Raw genomic sequence first — 15,432 nt, 5'->3', positions numbered from 1 at the left:
GCTTCTATCGCGTGCAACCCTTTGGTCTTTCGAAGTTCGTTGGGGGGCTGCCGTTTAGGCCACGAACTTCGAAATGCGTACCGGGGTATCCGATGTTCAACCGCCTGACCGTATCCACGCTGCTGAAAGCGGTGATCCTCTCGACCGCGCTCGTTGTGGTCATCGGCTTCTCGATCAGTGCATGGAGTTCATGGACCCGGCTTCAGCAGGCGAACCGGATCGTTGCGGTTTCCGGCGCCTCGGCCGAAATGTTCAAGGCGATGGCGAACATCCGCGCCGACCGCTCGACCAGCAGCCGTCAGCTCTCCTCCGACGTCGCGATGGACAAGGACATCGAGAAATACATTCGCGAGATCCGCGACGCCCTGATGCCGGCGCTGGCGCGTACGCTCGAGATCCTGCCCACGACCGACCTCGCCCAGCGCGACGCATTCCTCAATGATCTCGGCACGCTGAACAAGACGCTGCTGGCGGAGCAAGCCGAGTTCTGGATCGAGGTGGTCAAGCCGAAGGCTGAGCGCCGCGCAGGGCTTGCCAAGGAATATGTCGCGACCGAGGACGCGCTGATGGCGCTGCTCGAGAAGCTCTCCGGCGCGCTCGCCGCGAGCGTCAACCATCAGGACGCAACCATCGACCAGCTTCTCACCATCAAGCAGATGGCCTGGCTGCTGCGTAACACCGCCGGTGAATCCTCGCAGATCGTCGGCAATGCCCTCAACGCCGGCAAGATCGCCCCCGAGGTACAGCTCACCTATACCAAGCTGGTCGGCGGCACCGACACCGCCTGGACCGCGATCGAGCTTGCCGCCTCGGGCATGCAATTGCCGCCGGCGCTGGCGGCTGCGATCAGCGAGACCAAGACGACCTATTTCGATCCGCAATATGCCGCGACGCGCGACGGCGTCATCACGACGATCGCCAAAGGCGAGAAGCCGTCGATGACCGCGAACCAGTGGAGCCCCTATTCGGTGCCGCGCATGATGAGCGCGGTGAGGCTCGCCGATGCGGCGCTGCAGGCGGCCAAGGATCATTCCGCCGCCCAACGTGCGGGCGCCGTGCAATGGCTGATCGTCAACATCGCCCTGCTCGTCGCTGCGATCGTCCTCACCGGTGCCGCCATGCTGGCAGTCAGCCGCCGCGTGATCACGCCGCTGCACCGGATCCGCGATGCCATGCTCAAGGTCGCCGGCGGCGACCTCGGCGTCGACAGCGGCTATCTGGACCGTCACGACGAGATCGGCTCGCTTGCGGGCGCGCTGGAGACGTTCAAGCAGCAGGCGATCGACAAGCTCAAGATCGAGGAGCAGGAGCGCGAGCGCAACGCCGGCGCCGCCGCGCGCCAGCGCGCGATGGAGGCCTATGTCGGCGAGTTCGAGGGCGTGGTCCGCAAGTCGCTGGGCGAACTGAGCGAGGCCTCCGGCGAGATGCGCAAGACCTCGGGTGATCTGTCCGCGGTCTCGCGCCAGACCAATGAGCGCGTCGAGATCGCCGGCAAGGCCTCCAACGACGCCTCCATGAGCGTCGACAGCGTCGCCGCTGCCGCCGAGGAGCTCTCCGCCTCGATCAACGACATCAGCCAGCAGGCCGCGCATGCCGCGGGCATCGCCAGCCGCGCCGTCAACCAGGCCCGCGAAACCGACAGCACCGTCCAGGGGCTGGCGCAATCCGCCGGGCGGATCGGCGAGGTCGTCGGGCTGATCAACACCATCGCGGCGCAGACCAATCTGCTGGCGCTCAATGCCACCATCGAGGCCGCGCGCGCCGGCGAGGCCGGCCGCGGCTTTGCCGTGGTCGCCTCCGAGGTGAAGTCGCTGGCCAGCCAGACCGCCAAGGCGACCGAGGAGATCTCCGAGCAGATCGCCGACATCCAGAAGGTCGCGGGCGATGCCATCAACGCGATCCAGGCGATCGGCGGCATCATCGGCGAGGTCAACGAGGTCGCCACCGCGATCGCCGCCGCCGTTCAGGAACAGGGCGCGGCGACGCAGGAGATCACCCGCAGCACGCAATACGCGGCGCAGGGCACCAAGAACGTCTCGGACAACATCACCGGCGTGAAGGCCGACGCCGACACCGCGGCCGGCGCCGCTGAGAACGTCAAGCAGGCCTCCGAGACGCTGGAGACGCAGAGCCGCCAGCTCGGCCAGCAGGTCAGCGACTTCCTGGGCAAGATCCGCGCGGCGTAGGGAAGCTGGCGCGACACCTTCGGTGTCGTCCCGGACAAGCGAGCACAGCGCTGATCCGGGACCCATAACCCCGACGGACAATTGTCGCGCGAGCTGGCAACTCCGAGTCTTTGCCAAACCACGTCCTGTGGTTATGGGTCCCGGATCTACGCGCGCTTTGGGCGCGCTTGTCCGGGACGACAGCGGAGATTGGCACCGCATCGCATCACACGCGATACCGGCCTACTCCTTCGCCACCACCGGCACCTGACGGAACCTCGCCCGCACCGAATCCGGCAGCGGCGAAAAGTTCATCGCGACTCCGCGGCGGTCGCTGGCGTTGCGGCTCGCGACCACCAGGCCGTCGGCGCCGGCGACGATGTCGCCTTTGCGCAAGGTGGGATCGTCCTCGACCTTGACCTTGGCGAGCCCGACCGGATCCTTGCCGTTGCAGGTGCAGCCCGCAACGATCTCGTTGCGGTAGCGAAACGCGTTCGGCAGGTCGGAGTACGATTCTCCGTTCTCGGTCGTGGCGTCGTCGATGTTGCTGCCATAGACCAGCGAGGTCTCTGACGCCGGGCAGAAGCTCTTGCAGGATTGCGCCTTGCTGTCGGCGTCATTCCCTTGCGCCGGAAAATACCGGCCGTCGCAGCCGCGCACGCAATAGGCCGCGCCGCCGCCATAGACGGCCCGCTGCCGCGGCGCGTCGTAGCGCGGCATGTCGTCATTCGGGAACGGAGTGCGGATCTGTGGAGGCCGCGCTCCGAACGCGCCGAACAGCGCCGAGAAGAAATCTTCCGCATGCGCGGACGGCGCCAATCCTAGACCAGCTGAGATAGCGACCAGAACTGCCGCACCACCAGCCAGTTTGCCAATCAGGCGTCTCTTCATATCACCTCACTCAAACTCTTCAGTTCACGGCAGACGTCGAGATGTTCAAGGCCTGCCGGCCCGACGGCAGCGTCGTCGCTGCGGGGCGCTTGCGTAGGAGATCGCCGCCTTTCGCCATCAGCGGAGCGTTCTTCGGCAGCACAACGACCTTGGCGCCGACATTGACGCGGCTGAACAGGTCGGTGACGTCTTCGTTGGTCAGGCGGATGCAGCCGGAGGAGACGAACTTGCCGATGGTGGTGGGATCGTTGGTGCCGTGGATGCGATACTCGCTCGATCCCAGATACATCGCGCGCGCGCCGAGCGGATTGCCGGGGCCGCCGGCGACGAAGCGCGGCAGGTAAGGCTGGCGCGCGATCATCTCGGCCGGTGGATGCCAGTCCGGCCATTCCGCCTTGCGGCTGATGTTCTGCACGCCCGACCAGGTAAAACCCTCGCGGCCGACGCCGACGCCGTAGCGGATCGCCCGGCCATTGCCGAGCACGTAATAGAGGTATGTATTGCCGGTATCGATCACGATCGTGCCGGCTGGCTCACTGCGGTCGAAACTGACGATCTGCTTGCGTAGCCGGTCGGGCAATTGGGCATCGTCGTCGGCCGCTTGCGGCGCCTCGCGCGCGTAGGATCCCCGCGAATAGCTCGGATCTTGCTGATATGCCGGCGGCTGCATCGGTGTGTACCCCAGCATCTGCGCATCTGCGCGACCGAAGGGCAGAGCGAGCAGGGCGGTTGCGAAGGCAAAAGCGGTGGCGGCGCGCAGCGAGAAGCGGCGGCGGGCTGGAGAGACCATTGTCATGAGCTGCCCCGTTGGATGTGTGCATCAGGGTGATGCTGCAGCCAACAAACGCAGGCGGGCCGACCCAGGTTCCGCCTCTCGCTGCTGCGGCGACGTCACAGTCAAGCGAGCGCAACTTCACGAAGCCGCGATGGAACCTCGGCGCCGCCTCGGACGTTGTGAGGACGTCAGTGGGCGCGCGGAAGCTTTCCGTGCGGGAGAGGTATTGTGCGCGTCCTTCCCAGTGAACGTCTAAGTCCCGGCAACGGCCAAGGCGACCCGCTCCCCGGCAGCCATGCCGACCTGCCGCCGGTGATCCGCCGCACCGAGTTCGTCGCCTTCGCGCTCGCCGGCCTGCTGCTGATCGCAGTGGTCGCGGTGCTCTACGTCGCCAAGGCGTTCTTCCTCCCCGTGGTCATGGCGTTTGTCACCGGCACCATGCTGTCTCCGGCGGCGACCTTCCTGGAAAACCGCAAGGTGCCGCGCGGGCTGGGCGCCGTCCTGATCGTGATTGCCGTGAGCGCCGTGGTGGCCTTCATCGTTGCGCTGATCGCCTCGCCCGTGATGGAGTGGAGCTCGCGCCTGCCGGAGCTCGGCGCGCAGTTAAAGGACAAGCTGCACGTGTTCGACCGGCCGCTGGCGCTGTGGCTCGAACTGCAAGCCATGGTCGGCGGCCCGGTGGGGCTGCCGAGCTTCCCTTTGCCGAAATTCGAATGGGTGCAGCCGACGCTGGAATTCCTCTCACCCACCTTCACCGAATTCCTGCTGTTCTTCGTGACGCTGATCCTGTTCATCGCGAGCTGGCGCGATCTGCGGCGGGCGTTGATCATGACGTTCAGCGACCGCGATGCGCGGCTGCGCACGCTGCGCATCCTCAACGAGATCGAGGTCCATCTCGGCAACTACCTGCTGACGGTGACCGTCATCAATATCGGCGTGGGCATTGCCACCGGCCTCGTCTGCGCCGTGACCGGCATGCCCAACCCGGCCGGCCTGGGCGCGCTTGCAGCAACCCTCAACTTCATCCCGATCATCGGCCCAATCGCGATGTTCGCCATATTGGCCGTGGTGGGGCTCGTCGCCTTCCCGACCATCGGCGGCGGCCTGGTTGCCGCCATCGCCTTCGGCGGCATCACGTTCCTGGAGGGACATTTCGTCACGCCGACCATCATCGGCCGCCGCCTGGCGCTGAATGCGCTGGCGGTGCTGCTGGCGCTGGCGTTCTGGACCTGGCTGTGGGGGCCGATGGGCGCCTTCCTGTCGTCGCCGCTACTCATCGTCGGGCTGATCCTGAAGGAACATCTGTTGCCGGTGGATGCGCCGCAGCTGCCGCAGGCTTGAGGCGGTTTCCGCAAACGGAACTTACCCGACGGCGAAACGTTTTCCGGCTATCTCAGCCGCAAACAGTTCGGAGCCCCCAGATGTCAACGAGCAATGCCGAAGCCGGGATGAGAGACTGGACCGACAAAGCCACCAGGGAACGCCTCGAGAAGGATTTAGCAGCCGTGAAAAGCGATATCGCCGCCCTCACCGATCAGATCACCGACGCGCTCGCCACCTTTGCCAATTCCACCAGCAAGCAGGCCAGGCGCGGCTATCGCCAGGCGCGCGAGAACATGGATACCGCGATCGACGACATGTCGGAGCGCGGCAGCGCCATGATGGGCGCGGCGCAGGATGCTTATGGATCGATCGAGGAGACGCTGGAAGAGGCGATCACGCAGCGGCCGCTGGCGTCCGTCGGGCTCGCGCTCGGCATCGGCTTTCTGATCGGCGCCGCCTGGCGCCGTTGATGTTGCGGCTTGGAATTCAGACAGCGGCGCTGCGGCGCCGCCGAGGTCCGCATATGACGACCGGGCTTGTGGGGATCCGAGGAGCAAGGCCATGTTTCAGCGCATCATCGACGGGATCAGTGCATCGACCGGCACGACCGTGCGGCTGACCTCCCTTGCCGCGGGCGCGGCATTCGCGCTGTTCATCACGACATGCTTCCTCTGCGCCGCCGCCTTCATCGCAGTCCTAGATGCATATGGTCCGGTGCAAGCCTGCCTCGCGGGTGCCGGCGTCTTCTTTCTGCTGACCCTGACCGCGGCGGTGAGCTACTGGGCGTACAAGCGGCAATTGCGCAAGGAGGCCCGCATTGCGGCCGAGCGCGCCGCGAAGTCGACGGTGCAGAGCATGCTCGCCGACCCCATGCTGCTCGCCACCGGGCTGCAGATCGTTCGCGCCATCGGGATCAAGCGGCTGCTGCCGATCCTGGCGATCGGCGGCGTCGCGCTCGGAATCATGGCAAGCCGAGCTGGCGTCGCCGACGAAGCATCGGCAGAGCCCGCCGAGTAACGGCGAGTATCTCAGTTCAGCGACCGCGACCGACGGCACATCGCGGTCGTGGAGGATACCAGACAGCGATTCTTCGACCCGAGGTCGCTGATCGGGGAGTCGCCAGGGACGAGCGCAGGTCAGATCGTCTGCCTTTGCAGAAATTGCGTCCCGGGCAGGTTAAGCGAGGGCAAGCAAAAGCAACGGCACACCCTGCGTAATTTTACGCCAGTAGGGACAAAACCGGCCCTGCTCACGCAAACGCTACTCGGATAGGCAGGCGGTTGCCGGTAAAAGCATCACCCTGATTCCCAAAGCTATTTTACTCAATGAAACCGTCCGTCAAGGCGAACCTCGCCGCATTCCAGCACGACGCCAGACTGTATCTGACGCTCGGCATCGCCAATTGGTCGGTGTTCGTCGACCATATCCCGAACAACGTCGTCAACCTGCTGACGCTGCGGAATTTCGGCTTCAGCGGCGCGGCGGATTTGTTCGTGTTCGTGGTGGGCTACGGAGTCGCCATCATCCACGGCAGGATGGCGCTGGAGCGCGGCTACGTGGTCGCGGCGACGCGCGTCTTTCGCCGCGTCTGGCGGCTCTATGCCGCCTATGTCGTGCTGTTCGTGATCTATATCGACACCATCGCCTATGTCGCCTCGCAATCGATGGCGCCGGAGATCATCCACGAATACAACATTTCGGGAATTCTCGAGCACCCGCTGCGCATCCTGGTTCGCGGCCTCATGCTCCAGGAAGAGCCGCTGAACCTCGACCTGCTGCAACTGATGATCCCGCTGATGGCGTTCTTTCCGCTCGTGCTGTGGGGATTGCTGCGACGGCCGAACGTGACGCTCGCCGCATCGGTCGCGCTGTACGTCGTCGCGCGCTGGTTTGATTGGAATTTCCGGGTCTATCCGGACGGGGAATGGACCTTCAATCCGCTGTGCTGGCAGATGCTGATGGTGCTGGGCGGCTGGTTCGCCGTGACAGGCGCGCCGGGGCGTGCGCTGCGCGACATGTCCTGGCTGCGGATCCTCGCAGGCGCCTATCTGGTCTTCGCGATGGCCATCACCCTGATGCGCCATTCGCCGACGCTGTCCATCTACCTGCCCGATCTGCTCCTCAACAGCATCTCGCCGACCGACAAGGAAAACCTCGCGCCCTATCGCGTGCTCCACTTCCTCGCCCTCGCGCTGATTGCGACCCATCTCATTCCGGCCGATCATCCCGGCCTGAAATGGAGGCCGCTGCAGGCGGTGATCGCGTGCGGCGAGGAATGGCTCGCGGTGTTCTGCGTCGCCGTGTTCCTGTCCTTCGCCGGCCACCTCATCCTGATCACCGGGCCGAACCTGGTGCTGATGCAGGTCGCGGTGAGCATCACCGGCTTCGCGACGATGACCGGGCTCGCCTACTACATCGCCTGGTCGAAACGGCAGGATCTGCCGGCAGCCCTGCGGCAGCAGGCCTAGAGCTGGATCGCTCAGGCCACAAAATCGTGCGATTCTGCTAGGCCGAAAGCGGCCGCTGCGCTATGCCGGGACTCTGCGTGAGGAGACCGGCGTGGCGATGGCGAAAAGCGGGGGTGAAGAAGCGGAGAGCGCGCCCCGGCGCGGCCGGCCAAGGTCGATCGAGACCACCAACGCCATCCTCGAAAGCGCCTATGCGCTGATGGCGGCCACGGGCCTTGCCACTACCACCATCGATGCGATCGCACGCCACTCCAGCGTCTCCAAGATGACGATCTACAAATGGTGGCCGTCGCGGGAAGCGCTGCTGATCGATGCCTTCCTGCATCATGCCGCGCAGATGCTGCCGCTGCCGCCTGCGAGCGCCGGCACGCCCGCGGTGCGCGCACGCCGCCATGCCTCGGCCTATGCCGACGCGCTCCAGGGCGAGTTCGGCAAGGTCCAGCTCGCCGTCATCTCCGAATGCATCTCCAAGACCGGCTCGGCGGAGCTGTTCTATGCACGATACTTGCAATTCCGCCGCGACGCGCTGGTGGACATGATCGCCGCGGGCCAGAAGGACGGCAGCATTCTGGCCAAGGGGCTGCCTGAGGATCTCTACGACGCGATCTATGGCAGCCTGTTCTATCGCTACATCTTCGGCATCGCGCCGATCACACCTGGCTACGCGCGCAATCTGGTCGATCTGGTGTTGCAGCCGAAAAGTTAGCCCCGCGCCGGGCGGACCGGCGCCGAGATCTTGTCCGTGCGGTCGCGCTCGGTCATGTCGACCACCGTCTCCATCGGCGCGGTCAATTCATAGACGTAGGAGACGTCGGTGAAGAAGCGCTTGGCGGTGCCCCCCAGCGCCTCGGGCGCGACGCGGTCGAGCAGGATCAGGCCGAAATCGGAATCGGGCCGGCGCGTCGCCTCGCTGGTGTTGAACTCCTCCCAGCGGAAATGAAAGACCTCCTCGGGCGCTTCGCCGGTCACCGTCCAGTTGGCGGTGATGTGCGGATGCTTGCCGACCAGCGACAGGCCTTCGTCGGAATGCGAGGCGAGCTCGAAGAACAGCAGCGACAGGCTCTGCGCGGCGCGCGCGCTGACCGCGATGTCGGGGCCGGTAACAGCGATACGATCGGCATGCGGAATCGCACGCGCCTCGAACAGGCCCTTCAGCTTGACGCCTTGCCATTGGCTCTCGCTGAGCAGCGAGACCACGTTGGACATGGCGTGGATGCGGCCGATCAGGAGTTCGCGCGCGACGTCGATGTCCGAGCCGTGGCGCAGCGTGCGCGTCACGATCGACTGGATCACGGCCAGGATGTTCTTGACCCGGTGGTTGAGCTCGTCGATGACCGCGGTCAGGCGGCGCTCGAAGCCGATCCGCACCTGGATCTCCCGGCTGAGCCGCAGATTGTTGTAGGCGACATAGCCGAACAGGCCGCACACCATCGCGGTAATAGCAAAACCGATCGCCGCGACGATGATCGCGGTCTGCTCGGCGCGGCGCGCCGAATTGGTCTTCGCGTAATAGCCGAGCTGCCAGTCGCGGCCGCCGAAGCTCACCGTGCGTGTCGCCGATGGCGCCGGGCCGTCCGCGCCCATGCGCGTGGAGACAATGCCCTGGTCGTTGGCGACGAGCTCGCCGCCTTCCTTGCGCGGATCCTTGAGTGCAACCGAGAACAACGACATGTCGTCGTTGGTCAGCATCAGCGTGGCAAGCTCGTACGAGAACGTGACGAAACCGGCCGGCTCCGTTGCTCCCTCGGGAATCACGGGAGCAGCCACGATGATGCCGATCGGGCCGTTCCCGCGCAGCAGCGGCACCGGATCGGAAGCAACCGATCGCTTCTCGATCCTGGCCCGGGCGAGCATCGCGCTGCGCACCGGATCCTGGTCGTAGCTGCGGCCGGGCAGCGCCTTGGTCTCGTCGCTGCGCGGCTCGAGGTCCATCAGCACGTCGATCGGATGGGTGAGGCTCGCGGGGGCGATCGGCTTGTCGCTGTAGTCACGGATCTGCGGCTTCGGGAAGCCGGCCGCCGCGATCGCCGCCTGCGCCGCCGCGAGCTCGTTCGGCTGCAGCCGGGCAACCCAGCCGGCCACCACGAAATCCGTCTTGAACGCGTAGATCGCCGAGCGCAGTGGCTCCAGCATGCTGGGCTTGAGCACCGACGGCGCGCGGAACAGGCCTGAGGCGACACGCGCGAGCAGCTCGCGCTCGGTGAGCCGGTCCTGAACCAGGCTGGCATGGACGTCGATCGCCCGCGCGAGCGCGATCCGGTCCAGTGCCAGCTCCTGGTCGTGGACGCGATAGGCCGCAAGCCCGGAAAGCAAGGCCCCGAGCAGAGCGATGAAGCCGATGATGAAACCCAGCCGGACCACGCGACTACTCAGACGGAAGCGGGAGGTCGGCAATAAACACGGAGCATATGAACGCCGCTCGAACGGCCATGTGCCGAAACAGGGTGAACCCCAATGGCGGAGATAATGGAGGAGGAGGCATCAGTACGCAACTTGGGTCGCCTGGAAAGCTTAATCCGCCCGGCCGAGGGTCCGGCCGGGGTGGAGTTGCCCCGGGCACCGGAGGTATTCAATCGCCGTGTCCGAAATTTGTTCCGCCAGGCGCGGCCCTGCCCCAGGCGTTAACGGCGAAAAGCGCCTGCGCCAAGTCGTCGCGTCGGTCAGCCCGCCCGTTTCAGCCCGCCTTTGGCCTCGATGAAGCCGACGATGCGGTCGAGCCCCTCGCTCTTCTTCAGGTTGGTCATGACGAAGGGACGCTCACCGCGCATGCGCCTGGCGTCCGTCTCCATCTTCTCGAGGGAGGCGCCGACATGGGGCGCAAGATCGATCTTGTTGATGACAAGGAGGTCGGACCGGGTGATGCCGGGACCGCCCTTGGACGGGATCTTGTCGCCGGCGGCGACGTCGATGACGTAGATGGTGAGGTCGGCAAGCTCCGGGGAAAAGGTGGCAGCGAGATTGTCGCCGCCGGACTCGATCAGCACGAGGTCGAGGCCCGGGAATTTCGCGCGCATGTCCGCGACCGCTGCGAGGTTCATCGAGGCGTCCTCGCGGATCGCCGTGTGCGGGCAGCCACCGGTCTCCACGCCAGCGATGCGATCCGGCGTCAGCGAGCCCGAACGCACCAGGAATTCGGCATCCCATTTGGTGTAGATGTCGTTGGTGATCGCGGCGATGTCGTAGTGCTCACGCATGGTCTTGCAGAGCAGGTCCATCAGTGCGGTCTTGCCCGACCCGACCGGGCCGCCGACGCCGACACGCAAGGGGCCGTGAGAAGTCGCCATCGCTTCTTTCCTATCGTCGTCCTGGCGAAAGCCAGGACCCATTACCACCGAAGTTCGTTGATGCAGCAAGCTGGAGCCACATCCCGCCACTACCACGCATATTTGGGGTAATGGGTCCTGGCTTTCGCCAGGACGACGGCGGAATGCTGCGCAACGTCCTCACGACCTGAACAGCCGCGTATATTGCGTCTCGTGCCGCAGGCTGGCGAGATCGGCGCGGAACGTGGCGCTGCCGAGATCGTCCAATGTCGCGTTCAGCGCACGGTTGGCGGTGGCGGCCACCGCCGCTTCCAGCCGCACCAGCACGCGCTGGCTGTCGGTCTGGCCGAGCGGAATGAGGCGGCTGGCCGCCGAGATCCAGTTCGAGACCAGCGCATGCAGGAAGGCGTGCAGGGTCGGCGCCAGCGGCACGCTGTGCTTAGCTGCGACCACACCGACGGCGACGGGATAGACCAGTGGCGTGCTGCATGCGGCAACCATGGCAGCCAGGCCCTCCGCATCCCACGCGGCGCGGGAGATATCGATGAAGGCGCGGCCCTGCGAAGCCGTCTCCAGCTGCCGCTCGCGCGACGGCACGAAGGCGCTCGCGAGTTCCGCGATGTCGCGCAAGGAGGTCTCCTCGCCCGCCTCGGTGGCGCGATAGGCCTGGACCAGGAACGTTGCATCGCAGAAGCCGGAACCGTCGCCGAGCATCGCATCAAGCCAGTCGGTGAGCGTCGCGATGTCCGTGATGTCGCCCGCCTCGACCGCCCATTCGATGCCGCTGGAATAGGAGAAGCCGCCGACGGGAAACGCCGGCGACAGCCAGGTCATCAGCCGGTACAGCGCCGCCGCCTCGCGTTCCGCGAGGTCGCCGGCGTCGACCCGCTCATTTGTGGTCATGAGCATGCTTGTGGCCGTGGTGGTGGTCGGGATGGTCGCAATGCTCGTCGTGGTGATGGTGATGATCGTGCCCATGGTCATGCGCATGATCATGATCATGATGATGGTGATCGTGGCCGTGATGATCGTGACCGTGATGGTCATGATCGTCATGGCGATCATGGCCATGATCGTGGTGGTGATGGCCGTGATCGTGGTGCGCATGGTCGTCGTGGCCATGCGCGTGGCCGGCATCGGCATAGGCGCCGCCTTCGGGATCGAACGGCGCCTCGATCTCGATCACGCGCGCGCCGAGGCCCTTGACCATGGCCTCGATGACATGGTCGCGGCGGATGCGCAGGCTCTTGGCCATGATCTGCGTCGACAGGTGGCGATTGCCGAGATGCCAGCCGACGCGGATGAGGTGGTGCGGATCGCGGCCGCGGATCTCAAGCAGCGGCTCCGGTGCCGCGACCACCTCGACCAGCCTTCCGTCCTCCAGCACCAACGCATCGCCGCCGCGCAACGCGACGGCATGCTCCAGGTCGAGCAGGAATTCGAGGCCGCGCGTCCCCGTCATTGCCATGCGGCGGCGGTGCCGATCGTCGAAATCGAGCACGACCGTGTCCGCCGGCGCTTCCGTGAAGCGGTGTTGTCCCTTGACCTGCGTCGCCCGGATCATGCGTCTTACCTCTTTACCGTGTCTCGACCTTCTCGGGCGTGATGATTTCGATCTTCGGCGGCGCCGTGAAACACTTCACCGCCACGCGACCAAACGTCTTCATGTGCTCCATGGCCCGATGCGGCACCAGCGCCTCGGCATTCTCCCACTGCTCGACGAACACCATCTTGGCGGGATCGGTGACGCTCTCATGCAGATCATAGGCGATGTTGCCGGGCTCTTTCCGCGTCTCCTTGATGCAGGCGGTGGCGGCTGCAATGAATTCGGCGCGCGTCTCGGGCTTGATGGTCAGGGTTGCAACGACGTAGATCACGAAAAATCCTCCCGGCTTTTCTTCTATGGGTTAGATACCGGGCGGGACATTAGACCAGGCGGGACCGAACGCAAAACCGGAAAAGCGTCCCCGGACGCTCGCTCAAACCGTATTCCTGGGACATGCGTTGAGGCGCTATTTCAGTACATGAAATACCGTTGCGCCATCGGCAGCACCTCCGCCGGCGCGCAGGTCAATAGCTCGCCGTCGGCGCGGACCTCATAGGTCTCCGGATCGACCTCGATATTGGGCGTGGCGTCGTTGTGGATCATGCTCTTCTTGGAGATTTTTCCGCGGGTGTTCTGGACCGCATAGAGCTTCTTCTCGATGCCGAGCTTTCGCGCCAGGCCACCGGTCACCGCGGCCTTGGAGGTGAACACCACAGAGGATGCCGTACGCGCCTTGCCGAAGGCGCCGAACATCGGCTGGTAGTGCACCGGCTGCGGCGTCGGGATCGAGGCGTTGGGATCGCCCATGGGCGCCGCGACGATCGTGCCGCCCTTGACGACACAGTCCGGCTTCACGCCGAAGAAGGCGGGCGACCATAGCACGAGATCGGCAAGCTTGCCCTTCTCGACCGAGCCGATCAGCTTCGACACGCCGTGCGCGATCGCGGGGTTGATGGTGTACTTGGCGATGTAGCGCTTGACGCGGAAATTGTCGTTCTCCCTGCCCTTGTCCTGCGGCAGCGCACCGCGCTGCTTCTTCATCTTGTCGGCGGTCTGCCAGGTCCGGATGATGACCTCACCGAGACGGCCCATGGCCTGCGAGTCCGAGGACATCATCGAGAGCGCGCCGAGATCATGCAGGATGTCTTCGGCCGCGATCGTCTCCTTGCGGATGCGACTCTCGGCGAACGCCAGATCTTCCGCGATCGAGGGATCGAGGTGGTGGCACACCATCAGCATGTCCAGATGCTCGTCGATGGTGTTGCGCGTGAACGGGCGCGTCGGATTGGTCGAGGACGGCAGCACGTTCTTCAGCCCGGCGACCTTGATGATGTCAGGGGCGTGGCCGCCGCCGGCGCCTTCGGTGTGGAAGGCATGGATGGTGCGGCCCTTGAAGGCCTTGATGGTGTCCTCGACGAAGCCGGATTCATTCAGCGTGTCGGAGTGCAGCATGACCTGGACATCATAATCGTCGGCAACCGACAGGCAGTTGTCGATCGCGGCCGGCGTGGTGCCCCAGTCCTCGTGCAGCTTCAGCGCGCATGCGCCGCCCTTGATCATCTCGACCAGCGCGGCGGGGCGCGAGGCGTTGCCCTTGCCGGAGATGCCGAGATTGACCGGGAAGGCGTCGAACGACTGGATCATCCGCCCCATGTGCCACGGCCCCGGCGTGCAGGTGGTGGCGAAGGTGCCGTGCGAGGGACCGGTGCCGCCACCGAGCATCGAGGTGACGCCGCTCATCAGCGCGTGCTCGATCTGCTGCGGGCAGATGAAATGGATATGGCTGTCGAAGCCGCCGGCGGTGAGGATCTTGCCTTCGCCCGCGATGACGTCGGTGCCCGGCCCGATGACGATGGTGACGCCGGGCTGGATATCGGGATTGCCGGCCTTGCCGATCGCCGAGATCATGCCGTCCTTGATGGCGACGTCGGCCTTCACGATGCCCCAGTGATCGACGATCAGCGCATTGGTAATGACGGTGTCGGCCGCGCCCTGCTTGTTGGTGACCTGCGACTGCCCCATGCCGTCGCGGATCACCTTGCCGCCGCCGAACTTCACCTCCTCGCCATAGGTCGTGAAATCCTTCTCGACCTCGATGATGAGGTCGGTGTCGGCCAGCCGCACCTTGTCGCCGGTGGTCGGGCCGAACATGTCGGCATAGACGGAACGCTTTATTTTGACGGACATCACAAGCCCCGTTTGCGTTTGAATTCCAAATCAGTGCTCACAGCGAGGCCCTCGCTTTTCGCACCATGTCGTCGAATGTCGTATCGAGCCATGAATTGCCGCCACGGCAACCGGCGACAACCTGCTCGGCCCAGCCGGTGTAGTCGGCGAGATCGGCGCGCTCCGCAGCTGAGGGATCGGAATGGATGCGCGCGCCGATATTGCTGACCTTGTCGGCGATCTTGATCAACTTGGCACCCGGGGATTTCTTCGGCGCATCGACCACCTGCCGGCGGCGCCGCTCGGCCTTGGGCAAGGTCATATCGTCGGTGCATTCGACGACGAGAGACGCGACTCGCTCGGAGAATGTCTGCGCGAGCTCCTCACGCGTGGTTTCGGTATCCTCGATCACATCATGCAGCCAGCCGGCCGCGATCAGCTCGGCATCGGCGCCGTCGGTCGCGGTCGCAAGCAGGTTCGCGACCTCGGCGAGGTGATTGATATAGGGCTCATTGCCGCGCCCTTTGCGCGCCATGCCGTTGTGGCGGCGCGCGGCCAGTTCAGCGGCTTCGGAGATGAGGCGTATGGCGGAGAGCATCGCAGTTACAGCGCTCCTCGATGACGACGTCCGCTATCGACGCAGCCTTCCAAAATGATTGCGATCCGAGTTCGCGGCATACCCCTCTCCCCAACCCTCCCCCGCAAGGTAGGGCTATCGCATATGGGCAAGGACGGTGAGGAGGAAGTCGTTATTCCATCTCGCCTGGAGCATTTTGTGGCTGATGCGGGCCGGACCAGGCGTGGCTTGCAGGGCATTGATGGCCAGCTTGCGGAT

Annotated in this window: 15 protein-coding genes; 6 read left to right on the top strand and 9 right to left on the bottom strand. The window is 65.1% G+C overall.

Translation table 11 applies throughout. The features are described from left to right. Nucleotides 1-92 precede the first annotated feature (92 nt). Entirely contained in the window at nucleotides 93-2,186 is a 2,094-nt protein-coding gene (locus JQ635_RS31530) for a methyl-accepting chemotaxis protein (RefSeq protein WP_211413686.1), read from the top strand. A gap of 222 nt (nucleotides 2,187-2,408) precedes the next feature. Here the strand turns inward: JQ635_RS31530 and JQ635_RS31525 are convergent, their stop codons facing one another. Both JQ635_RS31525 and JQ635_RS31520 read right to left on the bottom strand, forming a co-directional pair. Further along, nucleotides 2,409-3,056 carry a DUF2865 domain-containing protein gene (locus tag JQ635_RS31525; RefSeq protein WP_211413685.1) on the bottom strand — a complete coding sequence of 216 codons (648 nt, stop codon included), beginning with the start codon at nucleotides 3,054-3,056 and terminating at the stop codon, nucleotides 2,409-2,411. Between the two features lie 19 nt (nucleotides 3,057-3,075). After that, nucleotides 3,076-3,852 (bottom strand): L,D-transpeptidase, encoded by a 777-nt coding sequence (locus JQ635_RS31520; protein WP_211413684.1) that lies wholly within the window; start codon nucleotides 3,850-3,852, stop codon nucleotides 3,076-3,078. Nucleotides 3,853-4,059: 207 nt separating this feature from the next. Here JQ635_RS31520 and JQ635_RS31515 point away from each other — a divergent pair, with 207 nt between their 5' ends. The 5 genes from JQ635_RS31515 (at nucleotide 4,060) to JQ635_RS31495 (ending at nucleotide 8,328) form a co-directional block, all read left to right on the top strand. Then, nucleotides 4,060-5,172, top strand: coding sequence for an AI-2E family transporter (locus tag JQ635_RS31515; RefSeq protein WP_211413683.1), 1,113 nt, complete (start codon nucleotides 4,060-4,062; stop codon nucleotides 5,170-5,172). An 80-nt stretch (nucleotides 5,173-5,252) separates the two neighbouring features. Beyond that, the gene (locus JQ635_RS31510; RefSeq protein WP_211413682.1) at nucleotides 5,253-5,624 is read left to right on the top strand and encodes a DUF883 family protein; all 372 of its coding nucleotides are present in this window, start codon (nucleotides 5,253-5,255) and stop codon (nucleotides 5,622-5,624) included. Between the two features lie 91 nt (nucleotides 5,625-5,715). Then, nucleotides 5,716-6,171 (top strand): hypothetical protein, encoded by a 456-nt coding sequence (locus JQ635_RS31505; RefSeq protein ID WP_211413681.1) that lies wholly within the window; start codon nucleotides 5,716-5,718, stop codon nucleotides 6,169-6,171. A 308-nt stretch (nucleotides 6,172-6,479) separates the two neighbouring features. Beyond that, a complete protein-coding gene (locus JQ635_RS31500) occupies nucleotides 6,480-7,622 on the top strand; it encodes an OpgC domain-containing protein (protein ID WP_211413680.1) in 1,143 nt (380 codons plus the stop codon). A gap of 97 nt (nucleotides 7,623-7,719) precedes the next feature. Beyond that, nucleotides 7,720-8,328 (top strand): TetR/AcrR family transcriptional regulator, encoded by a 609-nt coding sequence (locus tag JQ635_RS31495; protein WP_211413789.1) that lies wholly within the window; start codon nucleotides 7,720-7,722, stop codon nucleotides 8,326-8,328. Here the strand turns inward: JQ635_RS31495 and JQ635_RS31490 are convergent. The 7 genes from JQ635_RS31490 to JQ635_RS31460 all read right to left on the bottom strand — a co-directional run bounded on the left by JQ635_RS31490 (nucleotide 8,325) and on the right by JQ635_RS31460 (nucleotide 15,195). Next, complete coding sequence (locus JQ635_RS31490; RefSeq protein WP_211413679.1) at nucleotides 8,325-9,983, bottom strand: CHASE domain-containing protein; 1,659 nt, start codon at nucleotides 9,981-9,983, stop codon at nucleotides 8,325-8,327. The genes JQ635_RS31495 and JQ635_RS31490 overlap by 4 nt on opposite strands. A 299-nt stretch (nucleotides 9,984-10,282) precedes the next feature. Further along, nucleotides 10,283-10,906 carry an urease accessory protein UreG gene (gene ureG, locus JQ635_RS31485; protein ID WP_211413678.1) on the bottom strand — a complete coding sequence of 208 codons (624 nt, stop codon included), beginning with the start codon at nucleotides 10,904-10,906 and terminating at the stop codon, nucleotides 10,283-10,285. A 159-nt stretch (nucleotides 10,907-11,065) separates the two neighbouring features. Beyond that, nucleotides 11,066-11,794: an urease accessory protein UreF gene (locus tag JQ635_RS31480; protein WP_211413788.1), complete on the bottom strand. Its 729-nt coding sequence runs from the start codon at nucleotides 11,792-11,794 to the stop codon at nucleotides 11,066-11,068. Then, on the bottom strand, nucleotides 11,775-12,449 hold the full coding sequence (locus tag JQ635_RS31475; RefSeq protein WP_211413677.1) for an urease accessory protein UreE: 675 nt from the start codon (nucleotides 12,447-12,449) through the stop codon (nucleotides 11,775-11,777). Before JQ635_RS31475 ends, JQ635_RS31480 begins: the two co-directional genes overlap by 20 nt. 13 nt (nucleotides 12,450-12,462) lie before the next feature. Continuing rightward, nucleotides 12,463-12,762: a putative quinol monooxygenase gene (locus JQ635_RS31470; RefSeq protein ID WP_124159230.1), complete on the bottom strand. Its 300-nt coding sequence runs from the start codon at nucleotides 12,760-12,762 to the stop codon at nucleotides 12,463-12,465. A gap of 140 nt (nucleotides 12,763-12,902) precedes the next feature. Further along, nucleotides 12,903-14,618 (bottom strand): urease subunit alpha, encoded by a 1,716-nt coding sequence (ureC, locus tag JQ635_RS31465; protein ID WP_211413676.1) that lies wholly within the window; start codon nucleotides 14,616-14,618, stop codon nucleotides 12,903-12,905. Nucleotides 14,619-14,655: 37 nt separating this feature from the next. Then, nucleotides 14,656-15,195 (bottom strand): HD domain-containing protein, encoded by a 540-nt coding sequence (locus JQ635_RS31460; protein WP_211413675.1) that lies wholly within the window; start codon nucleotides 15,193-15,195, stop codon nucleotides 14,656-14,658. Nucleotides 15,196-15,432 lie beyond the last annotated feature (237 nt).

Origin of the sequence: Bradyrhizobium iriomotense, from assembly GCF_018130765.1 — a bacterium.
In the GTDB taxonomy this organism is placed as follows: Bacteria; Pseudomonadota; Alphaproteobacteria; order Rhizobiales; family Xanthobacteraceae; genus Bradyrhizobium; species Bradyrhizobium iriomotense_A.
Note: the sequence above shows the minus strand (reverse complement) of the source record. Positions and strands in the feature narration are given on the sequence as shown.

What these genes read in the sequence shown, in the direction of transcription:
- JQ635_RS31530 (WP_211413686.1), top strand. Translation starts at nt 93, where the DNA reads ATGTTCAACCGCCTGACCGTATCCACGCTGCTGAAAGCGGTGATCCTC.
- JQ635_RS31525 (WP_211413685.1), bottom strand. Translation starts at nt 3,056, where the DNA reads ATGAAGAGACGCCTGATTGGCAAACTGGCTGGTGGTGCGGCAGTTCTG.
- JQ635_RS31520 (WP_211413684.1), bottom strand. Translation starts at nt 3,852, where the DNA reads ATGACAATGGTCTCTCCAGCCCGCCGCCGCTTCTCGCTGCGCGCCGCC.
- JQ635_RS31510 (WP_211413682.1), top strand. Translation starts at nt 5,253, where the DNA reads ATGTCAACGAGCAATGCCGAAGCCGGGATGAGAGACTGGACCGACAAA.
- JQ635_RS31505 (WP_211413681.1), top strand. Translation starts at nt 5,716, where the DNA reads ATGTTTCAGCGCATCATCGACGGGATCAGTGCATCGACCGGCACGACC.
- JQ635_RS31500 (WP_211413680.1), top strand. Translation starts at nt 6,480, where the DNA reads ATGAAACCGTCCGTCAAGGCGAACCTCGCCGCATTCCAGCACGACGCC.
- JQ635_RS31495 (WP_211413789.1), top strand. Translation starts at nt 7,720, where the DNA reads ATGGCGAAAAGCGGGGGTGAAGAAGCGGAGAGCGCGCCCCGGCGCGGC.
- ureG (WP_211413678.1), bottom strand. Translation starts at nt 10,906, where the DNA reads ATGGCGACTTCTCACGGCCCCTTGCGTGTCGGCGTCGGCGGCCCGGTC.
- JQ635_RS31480 (WP_211413788.1), bottom strand. Translation starts at nt 11,794, where the DNA reads ATGCTCATGACCACAAATGAGCGGGTCGACGCCGGCGACCTCGCGGAA.
- JQ635_RS31475 (WP_211413677.1), bottom strand. Translation starts at nt 12,449, where the DNA reads ATGATCCGGGCGACGCAGGTCAAGGGACAACACCGCTTCACGGAAGCG.
- ureC (WP_211413676.1), bottom strand. Translation starts at nt 14,618, where the DNA reads ATGTCCGTCAAAATAAAGCGTTCCGTCTATGCCGACATGTTCGGCCCG.
- JQ635_RS31460 (WP_211413675.1), bottom strand. Translation starts at nt 15,195, where the DNA reads ATGCTCTCCGCCATACGCCTCATCTCCGAAGCCGCTGAACTGGCCGCG.